Source organism: Mesorhizobium humile (assembly GCF_033977215.1).
Lineage (GTDB): Bacteria > Pseudomonadota > Alphaproteobacteria > Rhizobiales > Rhizobiaceae > Mesorhizobium > Mesorhizobium humile.
Window position 1 is genome coordinate 25990 of the sequence record NZ_JAVIIV010000024.1, and the last position, 18287, is coordinate 44276.

At 62.6% G+C, this 18287-nt stretch carries 21 protein-coding genes and 2 pseudogenes; 8 read left to right on the plus strand and 15 right to left on the minus strand.

Translation table 11 applies throughout. From position 1 onward, the window contains the following. Positions 1-648: 648 nt before the first annotated feature. The 3 genes and pseudogenes from RFM52_RS32895 to RFM52_RS27460 form a co-directional block, all read right to left on the minus strand. Positions 649-909: a hypothetical protein gene (locus RFM52_RS32895; protein WP_430699273.1), complete on the minus strand. Its 261-nt coding sequence runs from the start codon at positions 907-909 to the stop codon at positions 649-651. Positions 910-944: 35 nt separating this feature from the next. Next, positions 945-1073, minus strand: a pseudogene (locus RFM52_RS32900) (SDR family oxidoreductase); the annotation flags it as partial. A gap of 340 nt (positions 1074-1413) precedes the next feature. Beyond that, positions 1414-2307, minus strand: coding sequence for an AraC family transcriptional regulator (locus RFM52_RS27460; protein WP_320296790.1), 894 nt, complete (start codon positions 2305-2307; stop codon positions 1414-1416). Between the two features lie 182 nt (positions 2308-2489). On the opposite strand from RFM52_RS27460, the gene RFM52_RS27465 reads away from it, so the two are divergent. The 4 genes from RFM52_RS27465 (at position 2490) to RFM52_RS27480 (ending at position 6894) form a co-directional block, all read left to right on the plus strand. Beyond that, positions 2490-3047, plus strand: a complete 558-nt coding sequence (locus tag RFM52_RS27465) for a type 1 glutamine amidotransferase domain-containing protein (protein WP_320296791.1) — start codon at positions 2490-2492, stop codon at positions 3045-3047. 47 nt (positions 3048-3094) lie between these two features. Further along, positions 3095-4522, plus strand: coding sequence for an NAD-dependent succinate-semialdehyde dehydrogenase (locus tag RFM52_RS27470; protein WP_320296792.1), 1428 nt, complete (start codon positions 3095-3097; stop codon positions 4520-4522). Between the two features lie 219 nt (positions 4523-4741). Then, a complete protein-coding gene (locus RFM52_RS27475; protein ID WP_320297019.1) occupies positions 4742-6046 on the plus strand; it encodes a class-II fumarase/aspartase family protein in 1305 nt (434 codons plus the stop codon). A 92-nt stretch (positions 6047-6138) separates the two neighbouring features. Continuing rightward, positions 6139-6894, plus strand: a complete 756-nt coding sequence (locus RFM52_RS27480; protein ID WP_320296793.1) for an SDR family NAD(P)-dependent oxidoreductase — start codon at positions 6139-6141, stop codon at positions 6892-6894. A 159-nt stretch (positions 6895-7053) separates the two neighbouring features. Here the strand turns inward: RFM52_RS27480 and RFM52_RS27485 are convergent. Further along, positions 7054-7335: pseudogene (locus tag RFM52_RS27485) on the minus strand (LysR substrate-binding domain-containing protein); the annotation flags it as partial. 413 nt (positions 7336-7748) lie between these two features. Further along, the gene (locus tag RFM52_RS27490) at positions 7749-7964 is read right to left on the minus strand and encodes a KTSC domain-containing protein (protein ID WP_320296794.1); all 216 of its coding nucleotides are present in this window, start codon (positions 7962-7964) and stop codon (positions 7749-7751) included. 102 nt (positions 7965-8066) lie between these two features. On the opposite strand from RFM52_RS27490, the gene RFM52_RS27495 reads away from it, so the two are divergent. Beyond that, positions 8067-8678: an alpha-ketoglutarate-dependent dioxygenase AlkB gene (locus RFM52_RS27495; RefSeq protein ID WP_320296795.1), complete on the plus strand. Its 612-nt coding sequence runs from the start codon at positions 8067-8069 to the stop codon at positions 8676-8678. 51 nt (positions 8679-8729) lie between these two features. Here the strand turns inward: RFM52_RS27495 and RFM52_RS27500 are convergent, their stop codons facing one another. Both RFM52_RS27500 and RFM52_RS27505 read right to left on the minus strand, forming a co-directional pair. Next, a complete protein-coding gene (locus RFM52_RS27500) occupies positions 8730-9155 on the minus strand; it encodes a cupin domain-containing protein (protein ID WP_320296796.1) in 426 nt (141 codons plus the stop codon). A 54-nt stretch (positions 9156-9209) separates the two neighbouring features. Beyond that, positions 9210-9962, minus strand: a complete 753-nt coding sequence (locus tag RFM52_RS27505; RefSeq protein ID WP_320296797.1) for an SDR family oxidoreductase — start codon at positions 9960-9962, stop codon at positions 9210-9212. Positions 9963-10169: 207 nt separating this feature from the next. Here RFM52_RS27505 and RFM52_RS27510 point away from each other — a divergent pair, with 207 nt between their 5' ends. After that, complete coding sequence (locus RFM52_RS27510) at positions 10170-11174, plus strand: mechanosensitive ion channel family protein (RefSeq protein WP_320296798.1); 1005 nt, start codon at positions 10170-10172, stop codon at positions 11172-11174. On the opposite strand, the gene RFM52_RS27515 is transcribed toward RFM52_RS27510, so the two are convergent. After that, complete coding sequence (locus RFM52_RS27515) at positions 11157-11645, minus strand: RrF2 family transcriptional regulator (protein ID WP_320296799.1); 489 nt, start codon at positions 11643-11645, stop codon at positions 11157-11159. The genes RFM52_RS27510 and RFM52_RS27515 overlap by 18 nt on opposite strands. Before the next feature lie 174 nt (positions 11646-11819). Here RFM52_RS27515 and RFM52_RS27520 point away from each other — a divergent pair, with 174 nt between their 5' ends. After that, complete coding sequence (locus tag RFM52_RS27520) at positions 11820-12221, plus strand: hypothetical protein (protein WP_320327887.1); 402 nt, start codon at positions 11820-11822, stop codon at positions 12219-12221. 138 nt (positions 12222-12359) lie between these two features. Here RFM52_RS27520 and RFM52_RS27525 read toward each other — a convergent pair whose 3' ends face one another. Beyond that, positions 12360-12794, minus strand: a complete 435-nt coding sequence (locus tag RFM52_RS27525; RefSeq protein ID WP_320296801.1) for a hypothetical protein — start codon at positions 12792-12794, stop codon at positions 12360-12362. Positions 12795-13092: 298 nt separating this feature from the next. Here RFM52_RS27525 and RFM52_RS27530 point away from each other — a divergent pair, with 298 nt between their 5' ends. Continuing rightward, entirely contained in the window at positions 13093-13269 is a 177-nt protein-coding gene (locus RFM52_RS27530; RefSeq protein ID WP_320296802.1) for a hypothetical protein, read from the plus strand. Between the two features lie 41 nt (positions 13270-13310). Here RFM52_RS27530 and RFM52_RS27535 read toward each other — a convergent pair whose 3' ends face one another. Genes RFM52_RS27535 through RFM52_RS27560 form a run of 6 tightly spaced genes read right to left on the minus strand, consistent with a single transcriptional unit; the run spans position 13311 to position 18281 of the window. Then, positions 13311-14102 (minus strand): SIS domain-containing protein, encoded by a 792-nt coding sequence (locus RFM52_RS27535; protein ID WP_320296803.1) that lies wholly within the window; start codon positions 14100-14102, stop codon positions 13311-13313. A 22-nt stretch (positions 14103-14124) separates the two neighbouring features. Next, complete coding sequence (locus RFM52_RS27540) at positions 14125-14892, minus strand: GntR family transcriptional regulator (protein ID WP_320296804.1); 768 nt, start codon at positions 14890-14892, stop codon at positions 14125-14127. After that, positions 14889-15761, minus strand: coding sequence for an ROK family protein (locus RFM52_RS27545; RefSeq protein ID WP_320296805.1), 873 nt, complete (start codon positions 15759-15761; stop codon positions 14889-14891). The genes RFM52_RS27540 and RFM52_RS27545 overlap by 4 nt, the downstream gene beginning before the upstream one ends. Then, positions 15758-16498 (minus strand): PIG-L deacetylase family protein, encoded by a 741-nt coding sequence (locus RFM52_RS27550; protein WP_320296806.1) that lies wholly within the window; start codon positions 16496-16498, stop codon positions 15758-15760. Before RFM52_RS27550 ends, RFM52_RS27545 begins: the two co-directional genes overlap by 4 nt. After that, positions 16495-17352, minus strand: a complete 858-nt coding sequence (locus tag RFM52_RS27555; protein ID WP_320296807.1) for a carbohydrate ABC transporter permease — start codon at positions 17350-17352, stop codon at positions 16495-16497. Before RFM52_RS27555 ends, RFM52_RS27550 begins: the two co-directional genes overlap by 4 nt. Continuing rightward, positions 17349-18281: a carbohydrate ABC transporter permease gene (locus RFM52_RS27560; RefSeq protein WP_320296808.1), complete on the minus strand. Its 933-nt coding sequence runs from the start codon at positions 18279-18281 to the stop codon at positions 17349-17351. Before RFM52_RS27560 ends, RFM52_RS27555 begins: the two co-directional genes overlap by 4 nt. Positions 18282-18287: the final 6 nt, after the last annotated feature.

Here is an 18287-nt window from a genome sequence, read left to right on the forward strand (position 1 = left end):
TTGATCGAGCTTGTCGGGGCGGATGTTCCCATGGTGAGCATCGTTCCGGCGCGGCCGGCTGCCTCGATTTTTTCACTGACCATCAGCAGGGACTCGCGTTCCGCTGTCTTGCCGCCTTGCGCGATCCGCAGACCCCGGAGCCATTGACTTGTTGCGCCTCCATCATCGTAAGGCACAGATCCACCCAAGGGTTGAACATTGCAGCACTCCTGATCGGCGCAGGAGAACGGCAGCCTTAGTTGTCCGGTTCCCTGGTAAGCGGGAGGACGGAGTAGGAATTTGCCTAAACAAGGATTGTTGGCGCGTAGCCGTCGGCTTCCGGCGACGATCGTCTGGCTCGCCTGGCGGGCCAGGTAGCTGTGTAACAAACTGTGTAACATGCGGCGCGAAAAGCTCAATGTTTTCAATGCTATAGGCGCCAAATCGAAAGACGCTCTCTCCGCCACTACAAACGCTAATATTCATTTGATTTCAATGACTTATTTAAGTTTATTAATGTAAATGACAATTATATATTTCGTTTTGTGTAACAAACTGCGAAACCTCTCTATCGGCGGAAATTCACGACCCCTGATGTGCTAGGGCCAAAATCCTAGTCTGCTTGGCATGGGAGGATCCTTTTGGCGAAGAATTCTCTCTTCAATCACCTCAAGCCGTCCTCACCTTGCGTCGTGTACCGTGGAGGCTCTCGGACGCTCTCACGAATTCGCTCGGCGATCCGGTCTTGTGGTCTGCAGAGGCGCGGCGACAATCGGGGAAGCGTCTGTCAGGAAAGACAGCACAGCCGCGGGCAGCGCTGCGGAATTGGGCGGATAGATGCCGCACTTGGCCCGTAATGAAACGCGCCTCGTCGGATGCCAGGAACGCCGCCGCCTCGCCGACATCCCAGCCCTCACCCTGCCAGGGCATCGGCACGCGTCGTCGCGCGAGCTCATCATCTCTTCGAGGTCGTCGTGATTATCCTGGTGGGCGGATTGGGCCATCGGCGTGGAAAGCATCCCCGGTGCAATGGCCTTGCAACGTATGCCTTTCGCGGCGCATTGCGCCGCAACAGCCATGGTTAGTGAATTCACCGCTCCATGGAGGCGCTGTAGGCGCTCCAGGGAACGGTGAACCTCACCGCCGCAAAGACGAAATATTGACGATCGCCCCTTTTGCCTGGCGCTCCATGATCGGCAGTGTCCACTTGCACGTGAGATGCCAGGTTCTGCAGGGAGGTCGGCATTCCGCCGATGGAGTCTCTGCTATTGTGGCTGATGGCCCTCGCCCGGAACATGCTGCGGCGTGGCAGTGGCTTGGTGAAGGAGGTTGCGGAAACCGTCGGCTATGGCTCGGCGCGCTCGCCAGATTTGTCGGCATCCCGCCGACGCAGTTCGCGCGCCAGCAGGGTTAGCAGCAGTCGACGTCCATGACCTAGGCAGCGATCTGGCTCCTGCCAAAGTTGTTTCGAACATCCCTCGCGGGTGATGCTCCAAACAACCGGCCATATTCCCGCGTGAACTGGGGGACGCTTTCGTAACCAACAGCGTATGCCGCATTGCTGATCGGTGCGCCCTCAGAGATCATCATTCGCCGAGCCTCTATCAGGCGCAGTTGCTTCTGAAACTGGAGTGGAGACAGCGATGTGACGACGCGGAAGTGGTGGTGGAAGGATGAGAGACTCATGCCGGCAGCTTCGGCCAGCTTCTCCACCGTCAGCGCCTCCGCATAGGCGGCTCTGATAAGCGCGACGGCCCGCGCGATGCGGTTTGCATGGCTGTCGGTGATCCCTAGCGCTCGGATGCCTGCACTGTGGCGACCTGTCAGCAGCCAGTAGTGCATCTCACGAATAAGCTGGTTCTGCAGGATCGGGATTGAAGCTGGACGATCGAGTAGCTTCATCAAACGCAGTGCCGCTTCAGCGACTTCCGCTTCGGTTGGATCCACGCGAACGGAAGCACCCGCCTCGGCCTCGGCAATGCCGATTTCCATCACGAGGGACTGCGTCACTGCCGGGTCGATATCGAGAACGAGGGAGTAGTATGGCACTCCTACACTGGCTCGCGTGATCTGGCTGACATTCGGAACGTCGGCAGCGATCAGCAGAGAGTCACCAGGCCCGAATTCAAAACTCCTGTTCCCCATCGTAACACGCTTGGCCCCCTGAAGAACGAGCGCCACCAGTGGTTTTGAAATCGCATATTGAAGCTCGCTCGGAGCCGTCGCACGCATTGCGAACAGGCCGGGGAACGGCGTGCGGGCAACGCCGAATTTGTCGGCATTGCTATCTGCGAAGCGGCGGACGCATTCGAGCAAAGTGCGGTTCATCGCTTTTGACTCCGATCGACAAAAACATCGGCATCCTGAGCGCGGACGGTCGTTCACGCAAGCCGCTTTGGCGGATTAGGCAAGGAATCTGAATTCCACGACAATTCTGCTCAGGGGGGGCAGCGATACATTTCTCCGCGCTGAAGCAGGCAGATCGCACATCGAGAGCAAGGAGACAGCCCATGACGAAGCTGACGAACCGAAACATTCTGATGCTGGCAACCGACGGATTTGAAGACGCCGAACTCTACAGCCCACGGCGGTTGCTCATGGACGCTGGCGCAAGGGTCACGCTTGCTGCGCCGAAAGCCGACCCGATCCGCGGCTGCATCTACAATTCCGAGACCGGCAACTCGGATCAGTCGCCCGAGACGATCACGCCGGACAAGTTGATCTCCGACATCGACGCGGGAGACTTCGATGCGCTCGTTCTACCGGGCGGCGTCGTCAATCCCGACAAGCTGCGGATGGATTCAAAGGCAATAGCCCTGGTGAAGGACTTCGCCAATGCCGGCAAGTTGATTGCCTCGATTTGCCACGGACCGTGGCTCCTCGTGGAAGCCGATGTCCTGCGCGGGCGCCGTGCGACTGCCTGGTACTCGATCCGGACCGACCTCAAGAACGCCGGCTCAACCGTGGTGGACGAGGAAGTGGTGGTGGACGGCAACCTTGTCACAAGCCGCATGCCCTCCGACATCCCCGCCTTCACGATGGCGATCGTCACCGCCTTGCAGGACTGATCGGAGCCGTGCGCGGCTTTCAACGACCAGAAAAGGATAACATTCAGATGAGCAGCACGTTTCAGCTTCTGGTAAATGGTGAACGCCGCGAGGGTTCTGAAGGCGTCGCCGTCGACGTAATCAATCCCGCGACGGGCGACTGTCTCGGTCAGGTGGCCTACGGGTCGCCGGCCGACATCGAAAACGCGATCAGCACCGCGCAGGGCGGACTGCAATCGTGGCAGGCGGTACCTGCCTGGGAGCGCGGCGGCATCCTGAAGGATGCCGCGAGCATCATCCGGCGCGACACCGATCGGATTGCCCGCATCTTGACGCTGGAACAGGGCAAGGTTCTGTCCCAGGCGCGCGATGAGGTTCTTCGCGCCGCCGACTTCATCGAATGGGGCGGAGAGCAAGCCAGGCGAATCGCAGGCCTCATCGTGCCGGGACGGCAAACCGGCCAGCGCATCGAGGTGCAGCCGCATGCGATAGGCGTCGTCGCGGCACTCACGCCCTGGAACTTTCCGATGGCGCTCGCCGCCAAGAAGTTCGCCGGCGCGCTCGCCGCCGGGTGCGCGATTATCTGCAAGCCCTCGCAGGAAACGCCCGGTTGCGTCCTCGCAGTGGGAGAAGCCTTACTTGAGGCCGGCGTCCACCCGGCGGCGCTCGCCGTCGTCTTCGGTGATGCCAACGCGGTGTCGACCCAACTCATCGAGTCGCCGGTGATCGCGAAGGTCACCTTTACGGGCTCGATCCCGATAGGAAAACGAATCGCGGCGATGGCAGGACTTCACATGAAGTCCGTGACGATGGAACTCGGCGGCCATGCACCGGTTGTCGTTTGCGACGATATGGACCCGGAGGCGACCGCGGAACTGCTGGCGCAGGCCAAGTTCACCAATGCCGGCCAGATTTGCCTCTCTCCATCACGTTTTTTCGTCGAGGAAAGCATTGCCGAGCGCTTCGCAAGACGCTTTGCCGAGGTTGCCACCGGATTGACGGTCGGAGATGGCCTGGACCCGGCCACGGATGTGGGTCCTCTTGCAAATGAGCGGCGTGTCGAAGCCATTGCCCGCTTGGTCGATGATGCCCGGCAGCGAGGTGCGGAGGTCGCTGCCGGTGGAGATCGCCTTGACAGGCGCGGTTTCTTTTATGCTCCGACGGTTCTGGTAGATGTGCCTGCCGAAGCCGCTATTCTTCACGAGGAGCCGTTTGGACCCGTCGCGCCGATCCTGCCCTTCACCGATGAGGAGGCGATGCTCAAAGCTGCCAACGGGCTCGAATTCGGGCTGTCGGCTTACGTTTTTACGAATGACGGCAAGAGGCAGCGTCGTCTCGTCGATGCGCTCCAGTGCGGCGCTGTCTCTGTAAACGCTGGTCTGACGCACCTGCCCGAGGCACCGCTCGGCGGCTGGAAGGATAGCGGGATCGGCACTGAGGGCGGGATCGAAATCCTAGAGCCCTATACCGTCACCAAGCATGTCCACATTGCCTGACGAATACAGAATTGAGGGGTTGTCAGACGTGCCGGCGCCCGGCTTCAGCGGAGCAAGACCAATGATCCCAATCGATATTCTTGCCATTCCCTCTTCTTTGGTTGTCGGATCGACCGTCCTGGCGGATGCGTGCACCATTCTGAGGAACGGAGACCGGCGGTGAGCGCGCTTTCCCTCCTTGACTCGCCGCTGTTTGGGCGCAGCTTCGTAGCTGACGAGATGCGCTCGGTGTTGAACAGTGACGCCTTCGTCGACCGGTGTGTCGAGACCGAAGTTGCACTCGCCACGGCCGAAGCGCGTCTTGGTCTCATCCCTGAGGCGGCTGCCGCGTCGATCGCCTCCGCAGCCCGGACGATCCGTTTCGATATGGTCCGCCTCGCACGCGAGACTGAACTTGTCGGCTATCCCATCCTGCCGATCGTCGAGCAGCTGGGCGATGCCTGTGGCGAGGCCGGCGGCTATCTGCACTGGGGTGCGACGACGCAGGACATCATGGACACGGCCACGGTCTTGCAGGTCCGGCATGCGCTGGATCTCGTCGAAGCGCAGCTCGACGATACGATCGCCGCGTTGCGCAGGCTTGCCGCCGATCACCGCGACACGCCAATGGCGGGGCGAACCCATCTGCAGCAGGCGCTGCCGATCACATTCGGCTATAAGGCCGCCGTCTGGCTCTCGGCTCTCGAACGACATCGCGAACGCCTCATGCAATTGCGTCCGCGTGTTCTCGTGGTGCAGTTCTCAGGGGCATCCGGAACTCTGGCTTCCCTTGGCGGCGAAGGGTTGGCCGTGCAGTCGGAGCTCGCCATGATCCTCGGTCTCGCAACGCCCACGATCACTTGGCACGCGGCCCGAGACGGCATGGTGGAAGTCGTGCAGGTGTTGGCGTTGATCAGCGGCAGCCTCGCCAAAGTCGCCTTCGACGTCTCCGTGATGATGGCGACGGAGATCGGAGAGGTCTCGGAACCGTTCGCCCGACATCGCGGCGCTTCCAGCACGATGCCGCAGAAGCGAAATCCCATCTCATGCGAGATCATCATCGCTGCATCAAAAATGGTCAGACAGCATTCGGGATTGATGCTTGACGCGATGGTGCATGATTTCGAGCGCGCCACAGGATCGTGGCATCTCGAATGGTCCGCCCTTCCCGAAAGCTTTGCCCTCGCGTCCGGGGCCCTTTTGCAAGCCAGTTTCATGCTTTCCGGCCTCGCCGTTCACCCAGACCGGATGCTGGCGAACCTGGCGATCTCGAAAGGCCTCATCGTGGCGGAAGCGGTGATGATGGCGCTGGCTCCTCTGACCGGTCGCCAGACCGCCCACGACCTCGTCTATGCCGCCTGCCGGCGTGCGGTCGAGGCCGGAAAACCGCTCTTCGACGTTCTCGTGGACACACAAGACGTAGCGGTCCCGCTTGGGCGCGAGCGTCTGCGTTACCTCACAGATCCGGAAAACTATCTCGGCTCTGCTTCGCAGATGGTCGATCGCATTCTGCAGCCTGCATCAGGCGTTGGCTTGGAGAAATAGGCAAGGCTCACCGCGGATTCGACAACCGTCGGGTCGCAGCCCCTGTCATAAGATCTCCTGTCACCAACAAACAGGATTTATGGAGAACGGATATGAGCACAGTTTCCATTATTACAGGCGGTAGCCGTGGTCTCGGCCGCAACACTGCGATCAGCATCGCGCGTCAAGGCGGTGACGTCATCCTCACCTATCGGAGTGGCGTTGCCGATGCGCAAGCCGTTGTCGCCGAGATCGAGGCACTTGGCCGCAAGGCTGTCGCCCTCCAACTCGACGTGACCGATTTCGCTTCGTTCAAGGCCTTTGAAGACCGTGTCCGGCACGCCCTGTCGGCGACCTGGGGCCGCAACACCTTCGACCACTTGGTGAACAACGCGGGCCAGGGCGAAATGGCGAGTTTTGCCGAGACGACCGAGATACAATTCGATGCCCTCTTCAACACCCACGTAAAAGGCGTCTTCTTTCTTACCCAGACCCTGTTGCCGCTGCTGGCCGATGGTGGCCGTATCGTGAATTTCTCCTCGGGTCTCACCCGTGTCTCGGCAGCCGGCTTCTCGGCCTATTCGGCCGCCAAAGGCGCGGTCGAGATTCTGACCATCTATATGGCCAAGGAACTCGCCGCACGCGGGATCACTGCCAACACGGTGGCTCCGGGTGCCATCGAGACCGACTTCCTCGGCGGCGCCGTTCGTGACATGCCCGACCTGAACAAGCAGTTCGCGGGCATGATTGCGCTCGGTCGTGTGGGCGTACCGGACGACATCGGGCCGATGGTTACAAGCCTGCTCAGCCCAAGCAACCGCTGGATCACCGCCCAGCGTATCGAAGTATCCGGTGGCCAAGTGATCTGACGCGCCATGGGTCGAGAGGCCGCCACGCGGCGGCCCTCAATTATCCGGCGATGTTCATTCGGAGCAGAGGACTAAGCCACCCACTGTTCTTTCCTGATAATCGTGTTGGCGAGACCTCGCGCCACGAGCCGCCCAGGCCACTTTCGAGTATCCTGAGACTTAACCTGCTAATGCCAGCTTGCTGTATCGGCTGACTTCGGCCTGAACCTCGGATACAAAACTCTCCAGCGCGGGATTTCTCGCCTTCTTTGCCCGCCGCGCGACATAGGCGAGGGGAGCCGGCAGACGCTCGCCAATGATTTCCATCTCCGGACGCAGGTGACGATCGCTGAGAAGCGCGAGGCCGAGGCCAGCCTGCACAGCCGCGACGATGCCAGCAGCGCTGGAACATTCGAACACGGTTTCCAGATGCGCGCCGCCGTCCTGGCCAAATCTAGCGGCAGGGGGATATATTTGGGGCCGGCGGTGGGCCGTCCGGCACTGGGAATAAAGACGACTTAGCTGCCATTTCGCTTCCTGCCTACTTGAGTGCGCTGAGTGTGCTTAACGCCTCGAACCACATCGGCTGCAACACGTGTCGGCCGTACGTGATCGGCTACCGCGCCGCCGCTCAGGAGAGGAGCATCTTGCTCAAACATGGAGCGAGCCGGAGGACTACGGCTGTTGGAATACACCCCCGTCGCAGTCTAAGCTGGACAAACAAGGTGCCGCAAAGCGGCCATCCCTGGCTGTGTAACAAACTGGGTAACAAGCGAGGAGAAAATATCAATGATTTCAATGGCTTAATCCCTTATTCGAAAGACGCTCTCTCCGCCAGTTAATTGATTCTAATGCGCTTTGGACCTGCTTGGCGTTCAATGACGAGATCCACGCTCGACCAGATGATATCTGAAACGATCGCGCACGAATTCGTTGAAGAACTGCCCTTTTGAGAAAGCCGCCTTGAAAGCCGCGTAGACCTCGGGTCCTACGTCCTCGTAGTCATAGCGCTTGCCAGTCGGGACGAACCAAACCGAAAGGACACGCCTCGACGGATCGTAACGGATGTTCCGGATGGCTGTGGAAGGCATGTTCGCAATCCTGCTTTCCACCCCTAATCCCCGGCAAAACGCGAGGTTCCGCCAAGCAGGGGCTGGACTTGCACAAGCGCTCCGGTTGCCTATCTGAGCCGCATGCCATCACCAAAAAGCCGAACCGCCGACGGCGCTTTCCAGGGCGATCTCTTCGACGCGCCCGCGGATCTGCGGCCCGCACCCGAAGGCTTCTCCTACCGGCCGGACCTCATTTCCCGCGACGAAGAGCACGAGCTGGTCGGTCGCATCCAGGGCCTGAATTTCAAGCCGTTCGATTTTCACGGCCATCTTGCCAACAGGCAGGTCGTCGGCTTTGGCCTGCGTTATGATTATGAGCGTCGCCTTGTGCTCGAAGCGCCGCCGATTCCGGACTTCCTGCTGCCGCTGCGCGCCAAGGTCGCCGCTTTCGCGGGCGTCCCGGCCAGCGAATTCGCGCAGGTGCTGATCAACGAGTACTGTCCGGGCGCCGGCATAGGCTGGCACCGGGACAAGCCGCATTTCGAACTGGTCGCCGGTGTTTCCCTGCTGGCGCCCTGCAGTTTCCGGCTGCGCCGCAAGAACGGCGCGGCATGGGACCGCGAGACGATCGAGGTCGAGCCCAGGTCGGTTTATCTCATGGCGGGACCGGCGCGGAACGAGTGGGAACACTCTATCCCGCCGGTCGCGCAACACCGGTATTCAGTCACATTCCGAACGCTGCGCGCCGACTGAACGCCTGAACGCCCAGATGATCCGCGATCGCCTTGGGGCCAGGCAGTGCCTCTACTTCTTGATCGGAAACGTCAGTTCCTGCTGGCCCGTATCGACCACGAAAACGGCGAGCAGCTTTGCCGGTTTCGTCTTGCTGGCGTTTTCGCTGACGCCGTGGCGGTCGCCGGGCATCTCCGAAAAGCTCTGGCCAGCCTTGTAGACCGTGACGGGGCCGTCATTGACCTGGCTGCGGATCTCGCCTTCCAGGACAGTGGCATAGATGAAGGCGGACTGAGGGTGTGTGTGACCCTCCGAGAAGCCTCCAGGAGCATACTCGACGAGAACGCCTTTGATGCTCTTGCCGGGCACATTCGGCAGTTCATGGTCGTAGACCAAGGCGACCTTCGCGCCTTTGCCTCCGCCTGGCGTGCCATCGGCGAACGCCGCACCGGGCAGAGACGCCGCGAGAGCCGTGGCAACAACAACTGATTTGATCATCTCGATTTTCCTTTCACGGGTTGGACCCCCGCCGGACGAAGGCGACAGGCGCGATCATTTCTTGGGCTGGGCGGCGAACCATTCGTCGAAGCCGATTCGGCCGATGCGGGGATGGTTGTCGGAAACCAGCGAACCGTCTTGCAATTTGGTCCCGAAATACCGCGCCTCCGGATCGGCTATGACGGTGCGCTTGTCGCCGACCGCCTTGAGGTAGCGGGCGACGAAATCGCACAGACGCAAGCGCTCGGGACCGGAGATCTCGACGATGCCGTTGACCGGAGCGGCAAGGGCGGCGTCCGTCACGAAATCCGCGACGTCGTCCGAAGCAATCGGCTGAAGGTAGCCCGTCGACAGGCGTGACGTATCGCCGGCCGTGCCCTCCTGGGCGATGCCGCGGAGAAATTCGAAGAACTGCGTGGAGCGCACGATCGTATAGGGGATGCCGCTTTCCCTGATGATCTTCTCCTGCGCGACCTTGGCGCGAAGATAGCCGCTGTCGGGCAATCGATCTGTCCCGATGATCGAAAGCGCGACATGGTGTTTGACGCCGGCGGCCCTCTCCGCGGCAATCAGGTTGCGGCCCGAAGTCTGGAAAAATTCGAGCACAGCCTTGTCCACGAATGAAGGAGAGTTTGCCAGGTCGACGACCACCTCTGCCTCCGTCAGCACATCCGCCAGGCCTTCGCCGGTGATGGTGTTGACGCCGGTGTTGGGCGAGGCCGCAATCACTTCGTGACCGTGCTTGCGAAGGCGTTCGGCGGTTTTCGAACCGATCAGGCCGGTGCCGCCGATGATGACGATTTTCATGTGATGTCTCCCTTCGCGCCTGCTCTTGCAGCGCGCTCTTTGTTCGATGGGCGTCAGGCAAGCGGCTTGATCGCACGATCACAAACCGGCCTTGCCTTATTAAGGATATTTGGTATCCTTATGGATATATAATATCCTTAATTATCGGCTGTAAAGCCCCTTTCGCCCCGGATGCGGCCTGAACAGTTCCATCAAGAGGTTTGTTTGATGCCGCTCATCCTGATCAACATCCTCGGCATCGCCGGTATCGTCGTCTGGCATTTCCAGGGCAGCAACCGTCCGACGGGCCGATTGATCGTCCAGATCCTGTTCTTTGCCGGGATGAGTTCCGTGCTCTATCTGGGCGGTATCTCGCCGCAGCATGTCGACGACACCAATCTGCAGGGTTTCGCCGCCCTGCTCGCCAAATCGGCCCTGGTCCTGTGGTGGACGCATCTCGCATGGACCATCATCGGCCTGGTGCGCATCTGGCTCATGCTCAACCGTGGCCCGCGCGAAGCGCATCTTGTCCGGGATATGACCGTCGGCGTCATTTATCCCGGCGTGGCGCTGTCGATCATTGGCTTCGTTTTCGGCATGCCGGTCGGCACGCTGATCGCAACCTCGGGCATTGTCGCCATCGTGTTCGGCCTGGCCCTGCAGAACACGCTGGGTGACGTGTTTTCGGGCATCGCGCTGACACTTGGCAGGACTTATGCGATAGGCGACTGGATCCGGATGAAGGACGGCCCTGAAGGCCGCGTTGTCGAAACCAACTGGCGCTCCGCCAACCTGCTCACCGCGGAGTACAATATCGTGGTGGTGCCGAACAGCGTTCTGGCCAGGCAAGCGCTGACCAATCTCAGCCGTCCCGATGACACGCGCCAGATCACGTTGACCGTGCGCGTCGCCCCCACACAACCGAGCTTCGTCGAGCAGGTCATGCGTTCCGCGTTGCAAGGCAGCACGCGGATCGTTCAGGATCCGTTACCGATTGTCGCTTTGAAGACCATCGATGCGGTCGCGATCGAGGTCGACCTGCTGTTCCGCATCGCAAGCCCCGCCGACTGGGCAGCGGCCCGCAACGAGGTCATCGACCTCATCTACAGCCAATGCAATGCGGATGGCCTTTCGTTGGCCGCGCCGGCCGAAAGCCTTGTCTTCGCGTCGGCCGGGACCAGCGGGGCAAAGATCGTCGGGCGTATCGACGCGCGTTCATCCGGCGCGGTCTAACACCCAATCGAATGTGTCCTTCCAGAGAGCAGCGGGGGTTTCCTGCACGAGCATTCGCCCCAGATCCGACAGCGTGACGCTGCGCAGCTTGTCGCGCCAGGCTTCATCGGCCTCCCACATGATGCGTGCGACAGCGCACGGTCCGCTATAGCAATAATTCTCGGGCAGACAGGGATTGTTCTCGCGGATGTTGTTGCAGACGAAGGTGCGCCCCTTGCCCTCCACGGCCTCGACGATATCCAGAAAGGTCACTTGCTCCGGCGGCTTTGCCAGGCGATATCCGCCCGACGGACCGAGCGTCGTATCGACAAGACCCGCCTGCGACAGGCTCTGCAGCGCCTTGGAGAGATATTCCTTCGGCAGTCCGTGGAGTTCCGCCAGTGCCTTGGTCGACAAATAGCGTCCCTCGGGAACACCGGAGAGAATGGCGCAGCAGTGCAGCGCCCATTCGACTTGGCTTTTCAAAATCATCGATCTTTTCCGGGAACAAATCGGTCACCGCATATTAAGGATACATAATATCCCTATTATAGCATCATGTAAATATTGAGGTTTTGGACGCCTTCGCAGTCATCGGCCGGAACCATTGCCGGGCCCCCGGGGTTGTGTCGTCAGGCTTCCAGATGGAAAGGAAAGACGATGCGCATGTTGACGATGGTCCTGACGCTGTCGGCAATGGCATTGGCGCAGCCCGCTTCGGCCCAACGCGCCGATCCGCAGCCGCCGCAAGCCCTGCCTCCCGCCCAGGAGCCCATCCCCGGCCAGCCCCAATCCGACCAGAACCCCGGTCAGGACGATGCCGCCCAGAACGTCACCAACATCGTCGTGGTGGCGATCGAGGACCTGCCTTCGGAAGTGAAGGCGCAGGCCGAGGCCATCGTCACCAGGACGACCGCCAAGGAACTGGCCAAGCTGCAGGACTCGGTCGACGCCTCGCCCGAGGCGACGTCGGTCCTGCATGCGAACGGACTGAATTCCTCGCAGGTCGTCGCCGCCAACATCGACGGTGACGGCACGCTGACGCTGATCATCCAGACGACGGCCTGACCCGACCGGACGGCGGACGTCGCCGGCTGGACATCGTCTTCGGCGAGATCGATCGCTGGAAAGGCAGGAGAGGCAGGCGCCCCTCCACCTCTTCCCATCAATCACTACGCCCGGCGCGATCCCGCGACGGAACCCGCGTCAATGCATGAACACCGCTCTCAGCCAGGCGAGAATGCCCGCACCCGGCGAGATCGCCGCCCGCACGCGCGATGCCGCCCAGCGGGCCGGCATATTGGCGCCGACATGGCAATGGCAGACGACTTCATGCAGCTGCCAGTCGCTCATCTCGAAGAAGCGTTTGGCTTCGCCGTAAGTGTCGTCCCGCAGACCTTGCGCGCGGAAGATCGTATCCTCGAAAGCGACGGTGATCGCCGATCCGTCGGCGCGCATTCTTTCACGCACGTCGGGTGGAGCGTATTCGGTGCCCGCCAACGCCGTGAGGCGACGGCTCGGGCCTTCCTCCAGAAGTTGCGCCCAGCGCTCGAGGCGCTGGCCGCGATTGGCGATGAGAGCCGGTGCTTCAGCTTGAACGTCGGCAACGGCGTTGATTTGGTCAAGGGTTTGATGCTTCACGGCCGCCTCCTGTGTCGGCAGATGGCCCCACCCATTATGAGAATTAAGGCGCCGACCGACGCCGGCAAGAGCCGAAACAGGCCCGCGGAATGATTTGATCGTTACTTGTTGCCGTCGCGCGGCCCGATCGTGTTGGAACCATCCGCGGGCGCGACCGTTCCGCAGCTTGCGCCGCCGATCGCTCCAGAGCGAAGCGTCTGAATGCGGCGATCACCTCCATCAGTTCAAGTCGGGCAGGACATCCCGCTTGTTGGGATCGCAGCAGGCCCTACCGAGGCATCGAGCAGAAGGATACGCGATGGCCATTCTCCCCAATCCCGACCCGTCCCCCACGCCGGTACCCACGCCGCCGCCCATCCCGGAACCGAAGCCGATGCGCGAGCCGGATCCGGACCGGCTGCCCGATGAGGCTCCGATCCCCAATCCCGACGAGAATGACGCGCCGCCCAAACATTCCAGGCGGCGCCGGATTTGAACGGTTCATGGGAGGCGCCTGATGCGCCTCCCGCCGCCTGGTTATTCCCCGCGCATGGTCGCCTGGAAGGCCGGCAGATGCTTCTTCTGCGCCTCGATCATGCGTTCGCGGTAGACGCCGTAGATAACGTCGGTGTCGTGCAGCGTCACGCCGGCAATGGTCGGCGAAGCAAAGACCGGCAGCTCGATGCCGCGCTTCGACAATTGCTCGGCCGTGCGCGCCAAGAGTTCATGCGCCATGATCATCGCCAGCACGGTCGAGGAACCCGCCACCGGGCGGCTCCAGCCTTCGACCGGCACCACGGCGTCCTCGATCGGCGAGCAGGTGTCGATGACGAGGTCTGCGGCGTCCGCCAGCCGCTTGCCGGAGGAATGCGTGGCCGGCTTGTCGAGATTGTTCTTGCTGGTGACCGCGACGACGAAGATGCCGCGCTTCTTGGCGTAGAGCGCGGTGTCGATGCCCGACGAATTGCGGCCGCTATGGCCGAAGATGATGATGGAATCGCCCTTGTTCAGCGGCTGGTGGTCGAGGAACTTCTCGGCGTATTTCTCGGTCCGCTCCAGCCACAAAAGCTCGCGCACGCCGCCGGCGCCGAGCACGTTGTGCCACATCACGCGCGGATCGGTCAGCGGATTGAAGCCGACGAAGCTGCCATAGCGCGGAAACATCTCCTGCGCCGGCAGCACCGAATGGCCTGAGCCGTAGAGATGGACCAGCCCGCCATTCTCGAGCGTGTCGGCGAAGCGGCTCGCCGCCTGGCCGAAGGCTTCCGCATTGGCCTTCGATGCCTGTTCGATGAGGGCGACGAGACGGGGAATGTAGAGATCGGACACTTCGGTACTCCTGTTGATCGTGTCAGCTTCTGGTGTTTGAGAGGCGGCCGGCGCGCAGCGTCGAGCGGATCTCGTAGCGATCGCCGCGCATGACCGAGACGGTGAATTCGAACGGGCCGCGTTCGTCGATGGTGATGCGCTCGACGACGAAGGCGGGACTGCCCGCGGGCAGGTCGAGCAATTCGGCGTCCGCCGCGCCGACGGCGCCGACGCGGTAGTTCTCGCGCGCCTCGACCGGCACGATGCCGTACTGGCGCTCCAGCGCTTCGTAGAGCGAGCCCTTGAGCAGGCCGGCATCGAGGAAGCCCGGCACGCGCGCGGCCGAAAGCTGCGCCGTCTGGATACCGATCGGCTCGTTGTTGCCGAGCCGCAGCCGCCTGATCCGCACCACCGGGTCGCCTTCCTCGATCTCCAGCGCGCCGGCCGCCGCCGCGTTGGCCGTCGTCAGGCTGCAGTCGAGCAGGCGTGAGCCGGCGACCACGCCGATATTGCCCATTTCCTGGGTGAAGGAGGTGAGCTCGCGCGTGCCGGCGACCAGCGTGGTCGAGCGCACGAACGTACCCCTTCCATGCTCGCGCCTGAGCAGCCCGCTTTCCTCCAGATTGCGCAACGCATGGCGCAGCGTGATGCGGCTGACGCCGAACAGCGCGCAGAGCCGGTCCTCGGCCGGGATCTGGTCGCCGGTCGCCCATTCGCCGCTCTTGACGATGGCGCGGATCGCCTCCTCGACCTGATACCAGAGCGGCTCGGGCCGCCTGCGGTCCGGCTGCTGAAAGCTCGCTTCGCTCATCGGATCTGCCTCCATCCGCTTCCCGCCTGCCCGGCAAGGGCGGCACCCACCAGGCCGGCGCGGGAGCCGAACAATCCCGGCTTGAGTTCGATGCCACGCAGATGCGGCGGCAGTTGCCGCCGCATCGCCGCAAGCAGCGGCGGCGCGATCACGTCCAGCACATCGGCGAGGCCACCCGAGACCAGTATGACGCCCGGATCGAGCAACCCGACCGCGCCGGCCAGCGCCGTGCCGAGCTGGCGCGCGGGCACCTCGAGCAGGGTCTGCGCGGCAAGCTGGCCCGCCTTGGCGGCTGCGATCAGCTGGCGGCCGTCGGCCAGTCCTATCTCTCCGGCAAGGGCGTCCAGAGCACGGCCGGAGGCGACACGTTCCAGCCAACCGCTGCGCTCCTCGCCATGGTCCTTGATGTCGGCGCTGGCCCAACCGAAAGAGCAGGCGCCGCCATGCGCGCCGGCGACGATGCGGCCATTGGCCAGAACCGCCGAGCCGATGCCGGTGCCGATCGCAAGCAGGATCGCGTCGGAGACGTCCTTGGCCGCGCCTTCGGCTGCTTCCGCCAGCAGCGCGATCTGCGCGTCATTGCCGACCGCCACGCGAAGGTTGGGAAACAGCGCCGCGATGTCGACGCCGTGGAGCCAGGGCAGGTTCGGGATCCAGCGGCAGACGGATCCTTCGGCCAGGCCCGGCACGGCAAGCCCGACCGCTTCGGCTTCGCCTTCGGCCGCGAGCGCGCGGACGCGCGCCACGAACGCGTCGAGGTTCCCCGGCGCCGGCTCGCGAACCAGCTGTGTCAGTCCAGCGATATCGCCGGTATGGACAGCGGCGCGCAGATTGGTGCCGCCGAGATCGATGGCGAGGACCCGCGTCATGTGTCATGGCTCCGGTCGGCGGGCGGCGCGAACAAGCCGCTGCCGGCATTCCAGGAATGCGAGGCCGCCGCGAAGGCCTGCGCATGGCGCGTGCCGCGCAGGCAGCCTCGCAGCCGGTAGAGCGCGCTGTAATAGTCGACATAGGGAAAGCTGCTTAAGCCCCGCGCCAGCTCATACTCCATCACGGCTTTCTGCCAGGCGTCGAAGCCGGCGCTGACATCGACGAGGTGCTCGGGCCGAAAACCCTCGTCGTCCTCCCAGTTCTCGCCGAAGAGGAGCAACTGCGGCGTATGCGCGGGATGGGCGCGCTTCAGTGTCGGCAGGGCGGAAAAGAATATGCCGGTCTGGGTAAGTTGCGCCGCCGCGCGATGGTCCTTGTGCCAGCTGCCGTGCCAGTGGGTGATGACGACCTCCGGCCGCATTTCACGGATGACGTCGCAGACCTGCAGCGCGGTCGCGTTGTCGTTGGGCAGGAAGGCGTCCCGCAGCTTCATGTTGCGCATTCCGACACCGAGCCGCGCCGCCGCCTTCGCCGCCTCGTCCTCCTTCTGCGCCGAATAGTGCTCCGGGATCAGGCAGGGATGGCCCTGCTCGCCCATCGACAGATGCAGGAAGGTGACCTGGGCTCCATTCTTGGCAGCGGCTGCCGCCAGCGGCCCGGCGATGACCTCGGCGTCGAAGGCATGCGCCCCGACGACCAGGATCGAGCGAGCGGCATAGACCTTGTCCTCGATCATTTCATGCCTCCCCCGGCGCCGACGCCCTCGCGAATCTGGCGCGCCAGCAAACAATACATGATCAGGATCGGCGCCATGGAGATCGCCAGCGACGCGAACACCAGGCCCCAATCGGTGCGGAACTGCCCGACGAACACGCTGATCGCCAGCGGCACCGTCTTGTAGCGGTCGTCGAAGATGAAGATCAGTGGGAAGAAGAAGTCGTTCCACACCGCGATTGCCGTGAAGATGGCGACGATCGACACCGCCGGCTTCACCATCGGCAGCACGATCTGGAACAGGATGCGGGTCTCGCCTGCCCCGTCCATGCGCGCCGCCTCGTCGAGCTCGGACGGCAGCACGCGCATGAAATTGGCAAAGATGAAGACGGCGAACGGAATGCGGATCGCCGAATAGACGAGGATCAGCCCGGTGAGCGAATCGAGCAGGCCGAGGTTGCGCATCAGCGTGAACAGCTCGACCGAGGCCAGCCTGATCGGCAGCATGATGCCGGACAGGAACAGGCCGAGCATGATGCCGTTCCAGCCGAGCTTGTAGCGGCTGAGCGGATAGGCCGCCATCGCCGAGACGACGATGGTGAGGACCACCGCGCCGCCGGTGACGATCAGGCTGTTGATGAAATTGTGGCCGAGATCGGCGCGCGTCCAGGCGCGCACGAAATTGTCGAAGGCAAAGCTCTGCGGCAGGCCGAGCCGGTTGTCGTAGATCTCGGCCGTCGTCTTGAAGCAGGAGACGACGAGGATGTAGAGCGGCAGCAGCACCGCCGCCGTCCAGATCAGCAATATGATCCAGCCCGGCAGCCGCGCCAGTTTCTGCGGGATGGCTATTCCTTGCTGGAGTGACGCGGCGCTCATAGCTCGACCGTCCGCTTGTCGAAGAAGCGCAGCATCAGCAGCGTGCCGATGCTGAGGATCAGGAACAACATTGTGCCGAGCGCCAGCGCCAGGCCGATATCGGTGATGCCGACCGCGCCTTCCGCGCCGAAGGCCAGACGGTAGAAATAAGTCACCAGCGTGTCGGTCGCGTAGCTCGGATTGCCCTGCACGCCCTGCATCACATAGACGATGTCGAACTGGTTGAAGGTGTTGATGAAGGAGAGCGTCGTCAGCGTGCCGAGCGCCGGCATCAGCAATGGCAGCGCTATCGCATAGAGCATGCGCGCATTGCCGGCGCCGTCGAGCTTCGCCGCTTCGAACACCTGCGGCGAGATCTGCCGCAGGCCCGCCGTATAGATCAGCACCGGCAGGCCCATCCAGTTCCAGGCGTCGACCGCGATCAGCATGCCGAGCGCGGTATGGCTGTTCCCGAGCACGGTCAGGCTGCCCTGATGCAGGCCAAGCCCGTTCAGCGCCCATTCGACGATGCCGCCGGGCGCCAGCAGCAGCCGCCACAGCGCGCCGACGATGACGGGGCTGAGCACGGCGGGAAAGAAGAACACCGACTGGAAGAAGGCAGCGCCCCTGCCGCGCAGGAAAAGCAGCCAGGCGAACAGCAGGCCAAGCCCGTTCTGCAGCACCATGATGCCGAAGAACCACGCGATGTTGTGCCAGAGCGCGCCGTAGAGCCGCGCGCCGCTCGGGAACACGAACAGGCGCGAGAAGTTCGCCAGCCCAGCGAACTCCTGCATGCGCAGCCCCTTCCAGATAAAGAAGCTGCCCCACAGCGACAACAAGAGCGGATAGAGCACGAACAGCCCGTAGACGGCCAGGGCCGGCAGAATGAACAGCACCGCCATGCGCTGCTGCGTGCGCTGAAGGCTGGTCGTGCGGCGGAGCTTGATCATGCGCTG